Below are 13,917 nucleotides of genomic sequence, written 5' to 3' on the forward strand. Positions count from 1 at the left end.
CTGAATTTGTGGGCAAAAAACAAATGGCGGCCCGAAAGCCGCCACTTTCCCGCCACGTTCACAGACGCCAAAATATGCAAAAAGCCGGTTTTGCCTATTTTTTGTGCATATCGCGGACGCGGATCAGCCCTTCCTGTGCCGTCGAAGCGATCAGGCGCCCATCACGACTGTAGAGAAAGCCGCGGGCAAGGCCGCGCGAGCCGATCGCATTGGGGCTATCCTGCGTATAGAGCACCCAGTCATCCAGCTTGTGCGGCCGGTGGAACCACATAGCATGGTCGAGGCTCGCCATCTGGATTGCGGGGTCAAAACCGGTGCGGCCGTGCGGATAGGTTGCCGTGTCGATCAGCGTCATGTCCGACAAATAGGCGAGAATTGCCGATTGCAGCTGGCGGTTGTCCGGCACTTCGCCCGTGACCCGCATCCATACGTTCTGGCGCGGTTCGAGCTTCTTGTTGCTGGTGTAGTGCTCAACATTGACCGGCCGGATTTCGAGCGGTCGCTCACGTGCCCAAAATTTGCGCACAGCCTCTGGGATGGCATGGCCGCTTTCCTCAAGCAGCTCAAAATAGGAGCGCAGATCCTCCGGCTGCGGCACGTCGAGCGGCATCGGCATCTGGTGCTCAAAGCCCTTCTCCTCGAGGTGGAACGAGCACTCGAGCGAGAAGATCGCATGGCCGTGCTGGATCGCCGTTACCCGGCGGGTCGAGAAGGAGCCGCCGTCGCGCAGCCGGTCGACCTGGTAGACGATCGGCAAGGACGGGTCACCCGCGCGCATGAAATAGCAGTGCAGCGAGTGGACAAAACGGTCCTCTGCCACCGTGCGCTGCGCCGCGACCAGCGACTGGCTGATCACCTGACCGCCGAAGACGCGCTGCCAGCCCACCTGCGGACTGCGACCACGATAGAGGTTGTGTTCCAGCTGCTCGAGGTTGAGTATGTCCAGGAGTTCGTCAAAGGACTGCGTCATTACGGCCATTCCCGCTGTGCGAAACCTCTCGGGTTTCTGCTAGATGGGAGGGGCAAGTCAAGTTCGCAGGGTCGGCAGCAGGGCCAGGCTGCAGGCAAGGAGAAGGAAATCGGGCGATGGCAGAACACGCGGACCGTTTCGACATGATCGTCGCAGGTGCGGGCTATGTGGGCCTCGCAATAGCGACAGCCGTCGCGCAGGCCCGCCCGAGCATGGCGATTGCCGTCGTCGATGCCGCCCCCGCCGGGGTCTGGCAGAAGGATGGCCGCTCGGTCGCCGTCGCCGCTGCTGCCGTGCGCATGCTCGACGCGATTGGCTGCTGGCAGGAGATCGAGCCGAAGGCGCACGCGATGACGGAGATGATCATCACCGACTCGCGCGCCGCCGATCCGGTCCGTCCGGTCTTCCTTACCTTCGACGGCGAGGTCGAGCCGGGCGAACCCTTTGCCTACATGATCTTCAACCGTGATCTCGCCGCATCGCTGCGCCGGCGCGCGGATGAGCTCGGCATCACCATGATCGACGGCGTCGGCGTCGAAGGTTTTGAGACGAAGCCTGCCGAGACGCTGGTCAATCTCAGCGACGGCCGCACTGTCTCGACCAGGCTTCTGGTCGCCGCCGACGGCGTGCGCTCGCGCCTGCGTGAGATGGCTGGCATCCGCACCGTGCACTGGGAATACGGCCAGTCCGGCATTGTCTGCACCGTCGCGCACGAGCGCCCGCATGGCGGCCGCGCCGAGGAGCATTTTCTCCCGGCAGGTCCATTCGCGATCCTGCCGCTCGCGGACGACGAGCAGGGCCGCCACCGCTCGTCGATCGTCTGGAACGAACGGACGGAAGCTGCCCAGCGCCTTGTTGAGGAAGACGAGATTGTTTTCGAGGCCGAGCTAGAAACCCGCTTTGGCTACAAGCTCGGCGAGATCCGCATCCTCGATAAGCCGCGTTCCTTCCCGTTCGGGCTGACGCTCGCCCGCGACTTCGTCAAGCCGCGCTTTGCGCTCGCCGGCGATGCCGCACACGGCATCCATCCGATTGCCGGCCAGGGCCTCAATCTCGGCTTCCGCGATGCAGCAGCCCTTGCCGAAGTGATCGTCGAGGCGGATCGTCTCGGCCAGGACATCGGCGCGATCGACGTGCTGGAGCGCTACCAGCTCTGGCGCCGCTTCGATACCTTCCAGATGGGCGCGACCACCGACATCCTGAACCGCCTGTTCTCTAACGATTTCGGGCCGCTCCGCGCCGCGCGCGATTTCGGCCTCGGTATCGTAGATCGCTTGCCCAAGCTGAAGAACTTCTTCATCAGGCAGGCCTCCGGCCTGTCTGAACAGGCTCCGCGCCTGCTTCGCGGAGAGCAGATCTAGACCTTCCTTCCACTTTTCATTTCGATCTCAGGTGCAACACATGAGCCTTGATTCCGTACGCGCGTTTTTTGCCGAGAAGGCCCCGGACGTCGAAGTCATCGTCACCGAAAAAAGCTCCGCCACCGTGGAACTTGCCGCCGAGGCGCATGGCGTAGAGCCCGACCAGATCGCCAAGACGATCTGTCTGCGCGCGGGCGAGCAAGTGATGCTGGTGGTCGCCAAGGGCACCGCCCGCCTCGACAACCGCAAGTTCAAGGACGCCTTTTCCGCCAAGCCTCGCATGCTGGCCGGGGAAGAGGTGGTTGAGCTCACCAGCCATCCGATCGGCGGCGTGTGCCCGTTTGGCCTGCCACAGCCGCTGCCCGTCTATTGCGACGTCTCGCTGAAGCAGTTCGACATCGTCGTCCCTGCCGCCGGCGCCACCAACTCGGCCGTGCGCATCGCGCCCGAGCGCATCGTGGAGCTCACCGGCGCGCAATGGGTTGACGTCTGCCAGTAGACGCCGCGCCGCCATCCCCTATCTTGTTGCCACGGGCGCTGTGCCCCGCAACCTGATGGGAGGTATGGAATGGACAGACACGCAACGGCCGTCTGGCAGGGCAATCTCAAGGAAGGCTCCGGCACGATCGACACCCAGAGCGGAGCCCTGTCGCAGAAGCCGTATTCGTTCAAGGCCCGCTTCGAGGACGAGCGGGGCGAGACCGGCACCAACCCGGAAGAGCTGATCGCGGCGGCACATGCCGGCTGCTTTGCCATGCAGCTGTCGCACTTCCTCGCCGAGAACGGCACGCCGGCCGAGAAGCTTGAGGCGAAAGCAACCGTCACGCTCATCCCCGGCACCGGCATCACCCGCAGCGCCATCGATCTTGTCGGCACCGTGCCGGGGATCGACCAGGGGAAGTTCACCGAGCTCGCCAACAAGGCCAAGGAAGGTTGCCCGGTTTCCAAGGCTTTGGGGGCGATCGAAGTCACGCTGAACGCACGTCTCGCCTGACCTTCGGATATGAGGCACCCGCGCATCACGTTGACTATGGAGCCAAAATGCGCCATAGGCACCCGCGGAACTGGAACCAACGCGATGCGCGGCATTCTTTCGGCATATCTGGCGCTTTACTTCCCCGGCGGGATTTCTTCCGTTTCCGGCGAAGCTCCGGTTCGTGCGCGTTCCACCAAAACTACGGCCAAAACGACCGCAAAAACGGTCTGACTCTCCTTTTGGCCCGCTCGTTCTCTCCCCGGGTCCGGCCAAGGGGGTGAAGAGTCGGGAGGCGGGATCCGATGGCCGGGATTCCTCTCCAGACGCAGCAAGCGGAGAGATTGGGCATGCAAGCCGCACCTTGGGCATCGGGCTTCATGCTCTGAAAAGGAGCACGGGAATGGGTTTCAAGATTGCAGTCGCCGGCGCCACGGGCAATGTCGGGCGCGAAATGCTCAACATCCTCGAAGAGCGCGGTTTTCCGGCAGATGAAGTCATCGCGCTGGCTTCGCGCCGCTCGGTCGGCACCGAGGTGTCGTATGGCGACAAGACCCTGAAGGTCAAGGATCTCGCAACCTACGACTTCTCCGACACCGACATCTGCCTGATGTCGGCTGGCGGCAACGTCTCCAAGGAATACGCCCCGAAGATCGGCGCGCAGGGCTGCGTTGTCATCGATAACTCGTCGGCCTGGCGCTATGACCAGGATGTTCCGCTGATTGTGCCTGAAGTGAACCCGGACGCTGTCGACGGCTTTACCAAGAAGAATATCATCGCCAACCCGAACTGCTCCACCGCGCAGCTCGTCGTCGCGCTCAAGCCGCTGCACGAGAAAGCCAACATCAAGCGCGTTGTCGTTTCGACCTACCAGTCGGTTTCGGGCGCTGGCAAGGAAGGCATGGACGAGCTGTTCACGCAGACCCGCGCGGTCTTCGTCGCCGATCCGGTCGAGCGCAAGAAGTTCACCAAGCGCATCGCTTTCAACGTTATTCCGCACATCGACGTCTTCATGGAAGACGGCTCGACCAAGGAAGAGTGGAAGGTGACGGCCGAGACCAAGAAGATGCTTGACCCGAAGATCAAGGTCACCTGCACCGCCGTGCGCGTGCCGGTCTTCATCGGTCACTCAGAAGCCGTCAACATCGAGTTCGAGAACCCGATCACGGCTGACGAGGCCCGCGAGATCCTGCGTGAGGCGCCGGGCTGCCTGGTCATCGACAAGCGCGAGGATGGCGGCTACATCACCCCGGTCGAGGCGGCCGGTGACGACGCCACCTACATCTCGCGCATTCGCGAGGACTCGACGATCGAGAACGGCCTCAACATGTGGGTCGTCTCGGACAACCTGCGCAAGGGCGCTGCCCTCAACGCTGTCCAGATCGCCGAGCTGCTGATCGCACGCGGCCTGATCACGCCGAAGAAGCAGGCGGCCTAATTTTCTCATCGTATGCGCGGGGTGATACGCCCCGCGCATCGTCCTGCGCGGAACCTTCTACTTACTCGTGCATTGCACGCGAGCCTTCAAATTGTGAGGGAGTGAAGGAGAGGATCATGGACGACGCAGGAATTGGCTGGATTGCAGCCATCATCATTGGCGGCCTCGCAGGATGGATCGCCTCGAGTTTCATGAAGTCCGACACCGGCATCTTCATGAACATCGTTCTCGGCATTATCGGCGCAGCTGTCGCGAGCTTCCTCTTCGGACTGCTCGGCGTCAGCTTTGGCGGCTGGCTCGGCTACCTGATCGCCGGCTTCATTGGCGCCTGCATACTCATTGCGCTGGCGCGAGCGGTACGAAGGTGACGACGACCCTGTTTTGACAATCAAAGGCCGGACGCTTCTCCGGCCTTTTTTATTCGCCTTCGCAGAAAGCGCGAAAACCTTCGGCTGAGTTCTCGAACCCCTGCGACTGGGCAAGTTCCCACGGCCGCTCGCACTGGCCGGTCTTCGCGCACCAGGCATAGCCGGCCGATCCCTTGCAGCCATGCTCGTCGCTGTCGCCGCCGACGAGCGGCGCTGGTTCCACCTTCTCGACCGCATAGCCCGCCTCGCGCAGCAGTGCGACGACGCCGTCCTCGCCCGGCAGGTGCATCGCGCCCACCGCAATGAACGCCGCTCCGCGGTCGATGAAGTTCCTGGCATTCTCGGCCATGGTGTGGTTGCGCGCGCGGATCAGCCGCTCCTCGAAATCGGCAAAGCCGCCCTCGGGCCCGCTCTGCTCGGGGAGCGCCACGCGAAAGAACGGCCAGAAGGCGGAGGTTTCGCCGTTGAGATAGAGCTGCACCATCGTCTCGAGGACATCATTGATGCGGTCGCCGAGCTCCAGCGTCTCGACAAGGCCGCGCATGTGAAAGTCCATCGGCAGCGACGCCATCGCCTCGAGTTGGTCGATCGCCGATTCCAGTCCACCCACTTCCTTGCCGGCGGCTATCGCGTCCTGCGCGAGCTTGGCATCCAGCACCGGGGCGCCGGCCCTTTTGCGGGCAAGCTCGCAAGCGGGCGTCGCCACCATCGTCGCGAGCATCCACGGCTTCATCTTCGCAACGCTCGCCGGCGGGATCTTGCGCGCCTTCAACGCTTCCTCGACCGCGGTGCGCTCCTCGTCCGAAAGCAGCGAGAACAGCGTCGTGCCGTCGGTGAACATCATCAACTCCGGCTTCTGCGCCATCGCCGCCGTCATTTTCGACTGGTCGAGGACGTCGGTCGTCTCGATCACGACGATTTTTGCCGCCTCATAGGCAGCTTCCGCCGCCGGCGGCAACTGCGTTACTCGCGGGTCGGAAAGATGCATGGTGCCGAAGAGATAAGAGGGCTCGACGCCTTCTTTCCCGATGCGCCAGAGCAGCGCGCCGCCATTCTCGACCGCGGCTGCCTCCTTCCGGATTTCCTTCAGCTGCGCCGGGTTGTCCCGCTCCATCGCGGCAAGCATGTTCTCGCCGCGGCAGCTGTCGGCCTCCTCGGCCTGCGCCTGCGCCGCTGCAAACAGCAGCGCGAAGTAGAAGAGAGCAAGAAAGAAGAGGTGAAGTGAGCCGATCAGCAGCAGAAGCCGGTCGGCTATCCTGTCGGCAATGGTGCGCGCGCGTGTCATCGCCCGAAGATAGGGTCGCGAAAGGTGAAAAACCGTTAAGCGCTGGCTCACATCTTCTCGCCGGGAAGCTTCGCGGCCTGCGCCACCCAGTCGGCGAACTGCTTCTCGTCGATTTGCTGGTCCTCGATGATGTGCAGGTAGCGCACTTCAGGATGCTTCGAGCCCACGGGAGGGACCGGATCGAGCGAAGTGCCGCGGAAGAACGCGACCTTGATGTACTTGTTGAGGCAATGAAAATTGAGGAACCAGATATCCTTCTCCATCCCGTAGAAGGGCGAGTTCCATTTCACCGCCTTGACGACATCGGGCACAGTGCAGGCGATGATCTCGTCGAGCCTGCGCCCGACAGCCTGCTTCCAGCCAGGCATCGCCTCGATATAGGCCTGGACCGGTTCGCTGCCGTGGCCTTTCGGGATCTGCGGGTTGCCACCGGAAAGCAGCACCGGCGGTCCGGCCGGCTTTTGCCATTTCTCGTCGTTCATGCGCTGTCCTCCTGCCGCAAGGGCAACAGGCAAGCGCGGCGACAATACGGCGAGTTCAGGCGCGCGGGTGCGCGGCGTCGTAGATGTCGAGCAGGCGCGCGGTATCGACGCCGGTATAGACCTGCGTGGTCGACAGGCTCGCGTGGCCGAGCAGTTCCTGGATCGTGCGCAGGTCGCCGCCCTTGGCCAGCAGATGCGTCGCGAAGGAATGGCGCAGCGCATGCGGGGTCGCCGTGTCCCGCAGGTTGAGCGCCGAGCGCAGCTTCTGCATCTCGCGCTGGATGATCGCCGGCTGCAGCGGCCCTCCCCTCGCCCCGCGAAACAGCGGTGCGTCGCCGTCAAGATCGTAGGGACAGAGTTTTCGATATTCGCTGACGGCGCGGATCGCGGCAGGCAGCACCGGCACCAGCCGCGTCTTGCCGCCTTTGCCGGTGATGCGCAGCACCGACTGCGTCTCGTCCTTCAGTTCGTCTCCCGCAAGCCCCAGCGCCTCGGAAATGCGCAAGCCGCAGCCGTAGAGCAGCGTCAGCACCGCAGCGTTGCGCGCCGCGATCCACGGCTCCTCGGCAAGCTGTTCGCCGGCGTTGACCACCTTCTTCGCATCGGCTGCCGTGAGCGGCTTTGGCAGCGACTTCGGCTGCTTCGGCGCGCGCATCGCGTTTGCGCCAGCCGCATTGGCCAGTCCCTTGCGTTCGAGAAAGCGCAGGAACGAGCGGATGCCGGCGAGGCCCCTTCCGAGCGAGCGGGCCCCTGCCCCGTCATTGCGCCGTTGAGCCAGGAAGGCGCGCAGGTCCGCGGGCTTGAGCGCAGCAATGTCGCTGATCCCCGGCGCATCGCCATGATATCCGGTCAGGAACTGCAGGAACTGGCGCGTGTCGCGCTCATAGGCTTCGACGGTGAGCGGAGACAACCGCCGCTCGGAGGCAAGCGCGTTCAGCCACTCCAGGCGTGCCTGCTGCAGGTCCGGCTTTGCAGGAATCAGAAAATTCTCCATGGCCTGATCTTGCAGCACGCATGGTTAGCGGGAAATGAAGAGCACGCGAAACACCGGCCGGCGTTGAAACCGGCCGAGCGCAAAGGTAGAGACGCCTGATGAAGAAACTCGACAAACCGGTCCAGATGGCCGTCATCGGCGCCCCCCACGGCGTGAAGGGCGAACTGCGGGTGAAAACCTTTACTGCCGATCCGCTGGCGCTGGGGGACTATGGCCCCCTCACCTCCGAAGACGGCCGCACATTTACCGTCGCAGCGATCCGCCCGGCGAAAAACATCGTCGTCGTCCGCTTCAAGGAAGTGACGACCCGCGAACAGGCCGAGGCGGTTAACGGCGTTGCCCTCTATGTCGACCGCTCCGTGCTGCCAGACGAGGAGCTCGACGAGGAAGAATTCTTCCACGCCGACCTGATAGGCCTCGAAATCCGCGACGAGACCGGGGCGAAGATCGGCAAGGTCATCGCGATCCAGAACTTTGGCGGCGGCGACATCCTCGAGGCGAACTTGTCCGGCCGCCGTTCGGTGATGATCCCCTTCACGCTCGCCGCGATCCCGGAAGTGTCCGTGTCCGGCGGCTACATCCGCATCGACAGCGTTGCTGCGGGCCTCGTCGATGACGAGGATGAAGAGGAAGGCGAGGCGGAATGACCTTCGCGGCAACGGTCCTCACCCTTTATCCAGAAATGTTCCCCGGCGCGCTTGGCATGTCGCTTGCGGGCCGCGCGCTCGAAGCCGGCACCTGGTCGCTGCAGACGGTGCAGATCCGTGACTTCGCCATCGACAAGCACCGCTCGGTCGATGACACGCCGGCCGGCGGCGGCGCCGGCATGGTGATGCGTGCCGATGTCATGGCCCGCGCCATTGACGCGGCCGCCCCTGCCGATGATCCGCGCCCAAGGCTGCTGATGAGCCCACGTGGCAAGCCGCTCAACCAGGCGCGCGTGCGCGAACTGGCGGCGGGACCTGGCGTCGTCATCGTCTGTGGCCGCTTCGAGGGCGTCGATCAGCGCGTCATCGACGCTCGCCAGCTCGAGGAAGTCTCGATCGGCGACTACATCCTTTCAGGCGGCGAGCCGGCTGCGCACATTGTTCTTGATGCGATCGTCCGCCTCCTGCCCGGCGTCATGGGCAACGAAGCCTCGGGCGACGAAGAGAGCTTTGAGAGCGGAATGCTGGAGCACCCGCACTACACCCGCCCGCAGGTCTTCGAGGACATGCCGATCCCGGAAGTGCTTACCTCGGGCAACCACGCCAGGATCGCCGCATGGCGGCGCGAACAGGCGCTGAAGCTCACGCGCGAGCGCCGTCCCGATCTTCTTGCCGACAAGGACATCAAGTGAAAATTGTGCTTCGCCTGGAGCAGCTGGCGCTGCTGGTGCTGTTCGTCGCGCTCTACGCGCAGTCGGGTGCGAGCTGGTGGCTTTTCGCCATCCTCTTCTTCGCGCCTGACCTGAGCTTTGCCGCCTATCTCGCCGGCGCGCGCATCGGCGCCGTCGTCTACAACGCAATGCATAGCTGGATCGGCGTGGTGCTGCTCGCCGGCGCAAGCTGGCTCATCGACTGGCAGCTCGGCTATTCGGTCGCGATCATCTGGGCGGCGCACATCGCGTTCGACCGCGCGCAGGGCTACGGCCTCAAATACGAAACTGGTTTCAAGGATACGCATCTTGGCCGCATCGGCGGCAGTTGATCTTTCCACCGAAATTGTGTATCGCCGCCGCAGTTCCGGGTAAGTGCCGGACTTCCGCCAACCAAAGAATGGTGCACCGCTCCTGCCCTAGGGCATAGCCACACGGCAAAGACTGATGTGGCAAGTGTCGAGCGCTCTGGCTGTTTGAGAAGAATGAAGGATCAGGACGATGGACATCATTCGTCAGCTCGAGGCCGAACAGGCCGCCAAGATCGAAGCCAAGCGTAAGCTTCCGGAATTCCAGCCGGGCGACACCGTCCGCGTTCTGGTTCGCGTGACCGAAGGTTCGCGTACCCGCGTCCAGGCCTACGAAGGCGTTTGCATCGCGCGTTCGGGTTCGGGCTTCCAGGAGAACTTCACCGTCCGCAAGATCTCATACGGCGAAGGCGTCGAGCGCGTGTTCCCGGTCTACTCGCCGCTGGTCGAGGGCGTAGAAGTCGTCCGCCGCGGTAAGGTCCGCCGCGCCAAGCTCTACTACCTGCGCGACCGTCGCGGTAAGTCGGCTCGTATCGTCGAGAACACCGGCACCCGTGCTCGCAAGCTGAACGAGGCTGAGCGTGAGGCGCTGCAGGCCGAGCGCGCCCGCATCGAGGCTGAGAAGATCGCTGCTGCCGAGGCTCTGGCTGCCGAGAAGGCCGCTGCTGAGGCTGCCGGCGAATAAGAATTTCCCCGCAAGGGTCAGAAATGGCGGCTTCGGCCGCCATTTTGGTTTGTGGCAAGGCCTTCATCTTCTTCCTGCGGAACCGCCCAACAGCCACCGCGTTTCCTCCCCGCCGCTCTTGCTGCTGAGGGGAGCATATGCAGGACATTCTGGACGATATCGGTCACGCGACCTGGCTGCCCTTCACCGTCATCGCCGCGAGGCTTGCCATTGCAACCCTGCTGGGCGCCGTCATCGGCTTCGAGCGCGAGTGGCGCAACCACCCGGCCGGTCTCCGCACCCACATCCTCGTCGCGCTCGCGGCGGCTTCCTTCACCATCATCGGCATTGAGATCGTCCACTCGCCGCAGTTCGAAGACGACGGCGCGCGTCAGGACCCGCTGCGGCTCATCGAGGCGGTCACAGCAGGTGTTGCGTTCCTAGCTGCCGGAACGATCATTGTCGCGCGCGGCCAGGTGAAAGGCCTCACCACCGGCGCCGGCCTCTGGCTCGCGGGATCAGTGGGGCTGGCAGCCGGCCTCGGTTTCTGGCAGGTCGCGTCATTCGTCACGGTTCTGGCCGTGATCGTGCTGGGATTGCTGCATCCGTTCGAGAAGATGATCTCTCCGGAACGTCCCTCTTCGTCACATCAGAGCGATCGGGCCGATCGCGCCAATTGAACTCATTGTCGGGGATGCCAAACGCTGGTATTAGGCTCCCCATGGAAGAACTTTTCGGACATCCGGGCTACAAGCATTTTGTGCTGCAGGACGTGAAGCGCCTGCCGGCGCGTTTCTATGCCCGCATTTCCGCCGCGCTACTTGGCGCCCTAGCCTGAGCGTATTTGCTTTTTTTCCGGCCACACCCGGCCTCTTCCAGCTTCCATATCGACGGATTGACGCAAAATGACCGCACCGCGCACCCTCTATGACAAGATTTTCGACGATCACGTTGTCGATCGTCAGGACGACGGCACCTGCCTGCTCTACATCGACCGCCACCTCGTCCACGAGGTGACCAGCCCGCAGGCCTTCGAAGGCCTCCGCCTGACGGGCCGCAAGGTGCGCCAGCCGGAGAAGACGCTTGCGGTCGTTGACCACAACGTTCCGACCTCGCCGGACCGCAAGAACGGTATCAAGAACGAGGAAAGCCGCATTCAGGTCGAGGCGCTTGCGCAGAACGCCCACGACTTCGGCATCGAGTACTACTCCGAGAACGACATCCGTCAGGGCATCGTTCACATCGTCGGCCCCGAGCAGGGTTTCACCCTCCCCGGCATGACCATCGTCTGCGGTGACTCGCACACCTCGACGCACGGCGCGTTCGGCGCGCTGGCACACGGCATCGGCACCTCCGAGGTCGAGCACGTTCTCGCGACCCAGACGCTGATCCAGAAGAAGGCGAAGAACATGCTGGTCCGCGTTGACGGCCAGCTGCCGGAAGGCGTCACCGCTAAGGACATCGTGCTCGCCATCATCGGCGAGATCGGCACCGCAGGCGGCACCGGCTACGTTATCGAGTACGCGGGCGAGGCCATCCGCTCGCTGTCGATGGAAGGCCGCATGACGATCTGCAACATGTCGATCGAGGGCGGTGCCCGCGCAGGCCTGATCGCGCCGGACGAGACCACCTTCGCCTACATCAAGGACAAGCCGCGCGCGCCGCACGGCAAGGCCTGGGACATGGCGCTCGAATACTGGAAGACGCTGAAGTCCGACGAAGGCGCGCACTTCGACAAGGTCGTGGTGCTGGATGCCGCCAAGCTGCCGCCGATCGTCACCTGGGGCTCCTCGCCCGAGGATGTCGTCTCCGTCACCGGCGTCGTGCCGAACCCGGACGACATCGAGGACGAGAACAAGCGCAACTCCAAGAAGCGCGCGCTCGAGTACATGGGCCTGACGCCCGGAACCAAGATGACGGACATCGCCATCGACCGCGTCTTCATTGGCTCGTGCACCAACGGCCGCATCGAGGACCTGCGCGCCGTTGCCAAGGTCGTCGAGGGCAAGAAGGTCGCCCCGACCGTCAACGCAATGATCGTTCCGGGCTCGGGTTTAGTGAAGGCACAGGCCGAGGCCGAGGGTCTCGACAAGATCTTCATCGAGGCTGGCTTTGACTGGCGCGAGCCGGGCTGCTCGATGTGCCTTGCCATGAACGATGACCGCCTGAAGCCGTACGAGCGTTGCGCGTCGACCTCGAACCGCAACTTCGAGGGCCGTCAGGGCTTCAAGGGCCGCACCCATCTGGTGTCGCCGGCCATGGCAGCAGCGGCAGCGATTGCCGGCCACTTCGTCGACATTCGCGAGTGGCAGTAAGCTTTTTTCGCGCGGGCGGGGTCACCCGGCTTCGCCCGCGCGACTTCTCGAGATTTCCATCGCATCTATCCACCCGGCTTAACCGGTTATTGGCGCTTCTCTGCTAACCGGTGAACCTGACTGGAACTAAGGGGGAGTCGCCTCGGGGGTGGATACAGGCGCTTTCACAGCACTGATCAATCCGGGCATGTCGCTTGTCTTCGCCGCAGCATTCTTCATGCTGTGGTGGAACCAGCGTGACCGGCATTTTATTGCCGTGATGGCCGCGTCCTTCCTGGCCCTGTCTTTCGGCTTCCTGCTTCAATACTTCACCCTCTTCAATCTCACCCTGACGAAGCTTTTGTCCAACCTGCTGTTGCTGGCGGGTGGTACCGGGCTTGCCACGGGCTCTCTGGCGCGCTTCGGTTGCCGGACCCCGGTTGCAAGGACCGGGATCTTCGGCGCAGCGGGCTTCATCGCCTTCCTCTGGTACCTGGTCGTCGATCCGGACATCACCGGACGCGTCTACGCGATCAACTTCGCAGTGGGAGCCATTTCGCTGGTCATCGCCGTCGAAATAAGGAGCTCGTCGCGCACCTTCCGCTTCGTCGACAAACTGCTCGTTGCGCTGACGACCTTCTTCGGTCTGTCCTACTTCGTCAGGCCGGTCGTCGCGGTGTACATCGAGGGACCCTACACGAGCTACGAAGGGTTCCATAACTCAATCTACTGGACGACGATGTCCGTCTCGTCGTCGATGTTCCTGCTGCTCTTTTCGCTGCTGCTGATCACCGCGATCGCGCTCGACCTGATGGATGAACTGCGCCAGGAGTCGCAGACCGACCCGCTTTCCGGCCTGCTCAACCGCCGCGGGCTTGAGGAACGTGCAACAGAGATGTTGCGCAACGCCACCCGCCGCAAGTCGCCGCTCGCGGTCGTCGTTTGCGACATCGACCACTTCAAGGCGATCAACGACACCTTCGGGCACGCCACCGGCGACGCGGTGATTGCTGCCTTTGCCACTTGCCTGCGCGACTGCGTCGGGCCCCACAACCTCGTCGCCCGTCTTGGCGGCGAGGAATTTGCGGTGCTGCTCCAGGGTGCCACCAGCGCCGTGGGACGACTGTTCGCGGAAAGCACCCGCACGACACTGGGCGTGCTCAAGCTGCCGTGCCTGCCGCCGGAGCACCGGCTTACGGCAAGCTTTGGCGTTGCCGAGTGGACCGGCAGCGAGAGCCTGCAGAACCTGGTCTCGCGCGCGGATGCCGCGCTCTATGAAGCGAAGAAGGCCGGACGCGATTGCGTCCGCGTTGCCCCCGACGGCGACAATGTCGGGCTCTATCCTATGAAGGAAACAGCGGCGTAGGCGCGCGGCTAATTCCGGCGTCCGCATCTGTTGCAAAAACGCCTCACGAACCCTTCT

The 13,917-nt window shown here is 63.5% G+C and carries 17 protein-coding genes; 13 read left to right on the top strand and 4 right to left on the bottom strand.

Annotated features, from left to right (window positions below; genetic code table 11):
• Window positions 1–94: 94 nt before the first annotated feature.
• Window positions 95–970 carry an acyl-CoA thioesterase II gene (gene tesB, locus L610_RS16675; RefSeq protein WP_024847175.1) on the bottom strand — a complete coding sequence of 292 codons (876 nt, stop codon included), beginning with the start codon at window positions 968–970 and terminating at the stop codon, window positions 95–97.
• 116 nt (window positions 971–1,086) lie between these two features.
• On the opposite strand from tesB, the gene L610_RS16680 reads away from it, so the two are divergent.
• From L610_RS16680 to L610_RS16700, 6 genes are all read left to right on the top strand, one after another.
• The gene (locus L610_RS16680; RefSeq protein ID WP_024847174.1) at window positions 1,087–2,331 is read left to right on the top strand and encodes a ubiquinone biosynthesis hydroxylase; all 1,245 of its coding nucleotides are present in this window, start codon (window positions 1,087–1,089) and stop codon (window positions 2,329–2,331) included.
• Window positions 2,332–2,371: 40 nt separating this feature from the next.
• The gene (locus L610_RS16685; RefSeq protein WP_024847173.1) at window positions 2,372–2,830 is read left to right on the top strand and encodes a YbaK/EbsC family protein; all 459 of its coding nucleotides are present in this window, start codon (window positions 2,372–2,374) and stop codon (window positions 2,828–2,830) included.
• A 69-nt stretch (window positions 2,831–2,899) separates the two neighbouring features.
• Window positions 2,900–3,325 carry an OsmC family protein gene (locus tag L610_RS16690; protein WP_024847172.1) on the top strand — a complete coding sequence of 142 codons (426 nt, stop codon included), beginning with the start codon at window positions 2,900–2,902 and terminating at the stop codon, window positions 3,323–3,325.
• An 84-nt stretch (window positions 3,326–3,409) separates the two neighbouring features.
• Window positions 3,410–3,538: a hypothetical protein gene (locus tag L610_RS20765; protein WP_256366561.1), complete on the top strand. Its 129-nt coding sequence runs from the start codon at window positions 3,410–3,412 to the stop codon at window positions 3,536–3,538.
• 169 nt (window positions 3,539–3,707) lie between these two features.
• The gene (locus L610_RS16695; RefSeq protein ID WP_024847171.1) at window positions 3,708–4,742 is read left to right on the top strand and encodes an aspartate-semialdehyde dehydrogenase; all 1,035 of its coding nucleotides are present in this window, start codon (window positions 3,708–3,710) and stop codon (window positions 4,740–4,742) included.
• Window positions 4,743–4,858: 116 nt separating this feature from the next.
• The gene (locus tag L610_RS16700) at window positions 4,859–5,110 is read left to right on the top strand and encodes a GlsB/YeaQ/YmgE family stress response membrane protein (RefSeq protein WP_024847170.1); all 252 of its coding nucleotides are present in this window, start codon (window positions 4,859–4,861) and stop codon (window positions 5,108–5,110) included.
• Window positions 5,111–5,159: 49 nt separating this feature from the next.
• Here L610_RS16700 and L610_RS16705 read toward each other — a convergent pair whose 3' ends face one another.
• Genes L610_RS16705 through L610_RS16715 form a run of 3 tightly spaced genes read right to left on the bottom strand, consistent with a single transcriptional unit; the run spans window position 5,160 to window position 7,871 of the window.
• Entirely contained in the window at window positions 5,160–6,446 is a 1,287-nt protein-coding gene (locus tag L610_RS16705) for a TraB/GumN family protein (protein WP_245263655.1), read from the bottom strand.
• Entirely contained in the window at window positions 6,443–6,877 is a 435-nt protein-coding gene (locus L610_RS16710) for a DUF1801 domain-containing protein (protein WP_024847168.1), read from the bottom strand. Before L610_RS16710 ends, L610_RS16705 begins: the two co-directional genes overlap by 4 nt.
• Before the next feature lie 55 nt (window positions 6,878–6,932).
• Window positions 6,933–7,871 carry a tyrosine recombinase XerC gene (locus tag L610_RS16715; protein WP_024847167.1) on the bottom strand — a complete coding sequence of 313 codons (939 nt, stop codon included), beginning with the start codon at window positions 7,869–7,871 and terminating at the stop codon, window positions 6,933–6,935.
• A 98-nt stretch (window positions 7,872–7,969) separates the two neighbouring features.
• Between L610_RS16715 and rimM the strand changes: the two genes are divergently transcribed.
• From rimM to L610_RS16755, 7 genes are all read left to right on the top strand, one after another.
• Complete coding sequence (rimM, locus tag L610_RS16720; protein ID WP_024847166.1) at window positions 7,970–8,518, top strand: ribosome maturation factor RimM; 549 nt, start codon at window positions 7,970–7,972, stop codon at window positions 8,516–8,518.
• On the top strand, window positions 8,515–9,210 hold the full coding sequence (gene trmD, locus L610_RS16725) for a tRNA (guanosine(37)-N1)-methyltransferase TrmD (protein WP_144706452.1): 696 nt from the start codon (window positions 8,515–8,517) through the stop codon (window positions 9,208–9,210). The genes rimM and trmD overlap by 4 nt, the downstream gene beginning before the upstream one ends.
• A complete protein-coding gene (locus L610_RS16730; protein WP_024847164.1) occupies window positions 9,207–9,560 on the top strand; it encodes a DUF4260 domain-containing protein in 354 nt (117 codons plus the stop codon). Before trmD ends, L610_RS16730 begins: the two co-directional genes overlap by 4 nt.
• 169 nt (window positions 9,561–9,729) lie before the next feature.
• Complete coding sequence (rplS, locus tag L610_RS16735) at window positions 9,730–10,221, top strand: 50S ribosomal protein L19 (RefSeq protein ID WP_024847163.1); 492 nt, start codon at window positions 9,730–9,732, stop codon at window positions 10,219–10,221.
• Between the two features lie 137 nt (window positions 10,222–10,358).
• Window positions 10,359–10,880 carry an MgtC/SapB family protein gene (locus L610_RS16740; protein ID WP_024847162.1) on the top strand — a complete coding sequence of 174 codons (522 nt, stop codon included), beginning with the start codon at window positions 10,359–10,361 and terminating at the stop codon, window positions 10,878–10,880.
• 225 nt (window positions 10,881–11,105) lie between these two features.
• Window positions 11,106–12,515, top strand: a complete 1,410-nt coding sequence (gene leuC / locus L610_RS16750) for a 3-isopropylmalate dehydratase large subunit (protein ID WP_024847161.1) — start codon at window positions 11,106–11,108, stop codon at window positions 12,513–12,515.
• Window positions 12,516–12,663: 148 nt separating this feature from the next.
• A complete protein-coding gene (locus tag L610_RS16755; RefSeq protein WP_144706456.1) occupies window positions 12,664–13,860 on the top strand; it encodes a GGDEF domain-containing protein in 1,197 nt (398 codons plus the stop codon).
• Window positions 13,861–13,917 lie beyond the last annotated feature (57 nt).

Origin of the sequence: Aminobacter sp. J44 (assembly GCF_007829415.1) — a bacterium.
Lineage (GTDB): Bacteria > Pseudomonadota > Alphaproteobacteria > Rhizobiales > Rhizobiaceae > Aerobium.